The organism is Pyxidicoccus fallax (assembly GCF_012933655.1).
GTDB classification, from domain to species: domain Bacteria; phylum Myxococcota; class Myxococcia; order Myxococcales; family Myxococcaceae; genus Myxococcus; species Myxococcus fallax.
In genome coordinates this window covers 1-3,782 of the sequence record NZ_JABBJJ010000595.1, presented here as the reverse complement: position 1 = coordinate 3,782, position 3,782 = coordinate 1, and the positions used below count along the sequence as shown (strand labels likewise).

The 3,782-nt window shown below is 68.6% G+C and carries 2 protein-coding genes and 2 pseudogenes; all 4 read left to right on the top strand.

Annotated elements, in window-relative coordinates; genetic code table 11:
- Positions 1–274: pseudogene (locus HG543_RS52250) on the top strand (D-alanine--D-alanine ligase); the annotation flags it as partial.
- A 168-nt stretch (positions 275–442) separates the two neighbouring features.
- A complete protein-coding gene (locus HG543_RS52245; RefSeq protein ID WP_169352457.1) occupies positions 443–1,297 on the top strand; it encodes a cell division protein FtsQ/DivIB in 855 nt (284 codons plus the stop codon).
- Positions 1,298–1,341: 44 nt separating this feature from the next.
- Positions 1,342–2,574, top strand: a complete 1,233-nt coding sequence (ftsA, locus tag HG543_RS52240; RefSeq protein WP_169352456.1) for a cell division protein FtsA — start codon at positions 1,342–1,344, stop codon at positions 2,572–2,574.
- Between the two features lie 355 nt (positions 2,575–2,929).
- A pseudogene (locus HG543_RS52235) lies at positions 2,930–3,782 on the top strand (adventurous gliding motility protein AgmC); the annotation flags it as partial.

Here is a 3,782-nt window from a genome sequence, read left to right as displayed (position 1 = left end):
GTCTCGTGGGCTCGGAAATGTGTATAAGAGACAGCCCGAGCAGTATGCCCGGGTGAACGAGGTGTGCCTGGGCGCGCACAAGGCCCTGGGCTGCAGCGGCGGCTCCCGCTCGGACGTCATCGTCACCGAGAGCGGCGAGGTGTTCCTCCTGGAGATCAACACGCTGCCGGGCATGACGGCCACCAGCCTCCTGCCCAAGATTGCCGCTGGCCGCGGCATCGACTTCCCGACCCTGTGCGAGCGCCTGCTGCAAGGCGCGAGCCTCAAGGCCTGAGCGAAGTTTTTTACCGGCCGGACGCAACTTCGCGTCCGGTCCCGCCGAAAATCACCGAAGCCCCCAGGTCCGCCCACCGCCGCCGGTCCGCTACAGCGACGTACCTGTAGCCAAAAACTGGCGTGGAGATCCATCCGCGCGCAGCATGCGTGCGACCGTCCCCGACCCATGGCCTTTGGTAGAACGCGAAATCGCCGCCGTCAGGATGCCGCCCAGCAGAAAGAGGCGGTGAAGGGCGCCGTGCGCACGCACGGACCCGGCCTGGTGAAGGCGCTCGCGTTGACGCTCGTCACGGGCCTCCTGGTGTGGGGTGGGGTGGAGACGCGGCGCTGGGCGCTGACGTCGCCCCGCTTCGACCTGGCGGCGGTGTCCTTCTCCGGCCTCCAGCGCGCCTCCCGCGTGGAGCTGCTGCGGCTGGCCGCGCTGACGAAGGGGCAGAACCTCTGGCGCCTGGACGTGCCCGCGCTGGAGCGCGCCATGTCTCAGCACCCCTGGGTGAAGACGATTGAGGTGACGCGCCGCTTCCCCAACCGCGTGTCGGTGGAGGTGACCGAGCACGTCCCCGTCGCCATGGCGGTGCTGGGCGACCTCTACGTCGTCGACGAGGAGGGCGAGCCCTTCAAGCGGGTGACGCCGGGAGACGGGCTGGATTTGCCGCTCGTCACGGGGCTTGACAGGGAAGGTTACGTGACGGACCCGGCGGTGGCGCGCGAGCGCATCCGCTCGGCGTTGGAGGTGGCGAGCGCCTACGCGGCGCTGTCTCCCGACAAGACCGAGCGCCTGTCCGAGGTCCGCGTCGAGGCGCAGGGGCTGGCGCTGGTGACGGCGTCCGGCCAGGAAGTGCGCCTGGGCGAAGGAGATTCAGAGGTCAAGTTGCAACGTTTGGCCCGTGTTCGGCGCGAGCTGGGTGCGAGGGGACTTGCAGCGGAGATCATTCACCTGGATAACCGGGCGCGGCCCGGTTGGGTGGCGGTGAAGCTTTCGAGTCCTGTCTCCGAGAGGAACGGGACCTCGACGCGGTAAGAGGATGCCCCTTTCACGAGAGTGGGGGGCCTGGGAGGGTTGTCATGGCGAAGCAGAAGTCGGGGGAGATCATTGTCGGCCTCGACATCGGCACGACGAAGATCTGCGCCATCGTCGGAGAGCTGACCGATAGCGGGATCGACATCATCGGCATCGGTACGCATCCGTCGAAGGGGTTGCGCAAGGGCGTGGTGGTCAACATCGAGGCCACGGTGTCCTCCATCCGCCGCGCCGTCGAGGAAGCGGAGCTGATGGCTGGGGCCGAAATCTCTCACGTCTACACCGGTATCGCCGGCGGCCACATCAAGGGGTTCAACTCCCAGGGCATCGTCGCGGTGAAGGACAAGGAGGTCCGCGAGGCGGACATCGCGCGCGTCATCGACGCGGCGAAGGCGGTGGCGATTCCCCTGGACCGGGAGGTCATCCACGTCCTGCCCCAGGAGTTCATCATCGACGACCAGGGCGGCATCAAGGAGCCGCTGGGCATGGCGGGCGTGCGCCTGGAGGCCAAGGTGCACATCGTCACCGGGGCCGTCTCGAGCGCGCAGAACATCGTCAAGTGCGCCAACCGCACGGGGCTGAATGTCTCGGACATCGTCCTGCAGCCGCTGGCGAGCGCCGAGGCGGTGCTGGGCGAGGACGAGAAGGAGCTGGGCGTGTGCCTCGTCGACATCGGCGGCGGCACCACGGACATCGCCATCTTCTCCGGCGGCTCCATCGTCCACACGGCCGTCATCGCGCTGGGCGGCAACAACCTCACCAGCGACATCGCCATCGGCCTGCGCACGCCGGCGCACGAGGCCGAGCGCATCAAGCAGAAGTACGGCTGCGCGCTCGCGTCCCTCATCAACAAGGACGAGACGATTGAGGTGCCGAGCGTGGGCGGCCGCCAGCCGCGCGTGCTGGGGCGGCAGATTCTCAGCGAGATTCTGGAGCCGCGGGTGGAGGAGATCTTCCAGCTCGTGCACCGCGAAATCCAGAAGTGCGGCTACGAGGACCTGCTGGCCTCGGGCGTGGTGATTACGGGTGGCTCCACGCTGCTCGCCGGCATGCCGGAGCTGGCCGAGGAGGTGCTCGGGCTGCCGGTGCGCCGGGGCATGCCGCGCGGCATCGGCGGGCTGGTGGACGTGGTGAAGAGCCCCATGTACGCCACCGGCGTGGGCCTCGTCGTCTACGGCGCCAAGCACCTGGACCGGCGCATGTTCCGCATCCGCGAGGAGAACGTGTACAAGAAGGTGAAGGGCCGGATGCGCGAGTGGCTCGAGGAAATCTTCTGACGGGCTGATGCTCGCTGGCTGTCCGAGGAGGGGCTCTCCGAAAGGGGGGCCCCTTCTTGCGTTCTGGCCGGGCGCGTCACGCGGTTCTTGCGTCGCGGATGGACGTGTCAGGACGCGGCCGCGTCTCTGGATGACGCGTCAGGCGCGGACTCGCTGCGTGCCGTTGGGGCGTCAAGCTATCCGGTTTCCAGAATCCGGATCCGTGATTCGGATTCCGCCCTCTGGGAAGGAGGGGAGCGCGTCACCAACCCCCTCTGAACCGCGGTGGTTGCGAAGTGGACGGAGGCTGGCTTCGGGATTGCTATGTGCGGCGGTTGACCCGTGGGCCCCATCCCACCCGCGCGGCACCGCCCTCATGAACGACAACACCCACACCCCTTCGCCGCAGTCTCAGGCGCGGCGCATACGTGCCCGCCTGCCTGCCGCTGGCCTGCTGGCGCTCCTGTGCGTCGCGCTGGCGGCTCCCATCGCGCACGCCGAGCCCGACACCTTCGGCCTGGGCAACGTCCAGGACGGCGCGCTGACCGTCAACGCCGCCAACACCGTCGTCAACGTCTACACGCGGGTGAGCGCGGCGGTGCCGGCGGGACAGAACTTCGTCACCGTGGCGTCCACGACGGGCTTCGCCATCGGCGACCTGGTGATGGTGATTCAGAGCTCCGGTCTCTCGCCGAGGCCCGCGTCGGGCAGCCAGACGCCCATCGACATGTCGGGCAACACGATGGGCCGCTGGCAGATGGCGCGCGTCCAGGCCCTCACCGCGACCCGGCTCACCCTCACCCAGCCGCTCACGGTGGCCTTCGCGGCCACCGGGGCCCAGGCGGTGCTGGTGCGTGAATACTCGACGGTGACCATCAACGGTGGCGGCAGCCTCGTTGCCCGGGCCTGGGACGGGACCACGGGCGGTGTGCTGGCCTTCCTGGCGACGGGGGCCGTGAACAACCAGGGCACCATCTCCGCCACGGGCCGGGGCTTCCGTGGTGGCATCTTCGTGAACGGTGATGGGGACGGGTGCACGGGGCTCGACGCGGCGTGGCCGTCTGGTGCCATGAAGGGCGAAGGCCTGGTGCCCGCCGCCTACGCTCCCACGCTCGACACGTTCCCTCCTCCGGCCGGAACGACGGGCCAGGGCAACGTCACCAATGGCGGTGGTGGCGGCATCTGCCACAACTCGGGCGGTGGCGGTGGCTGTCTCTTATACGCATCTC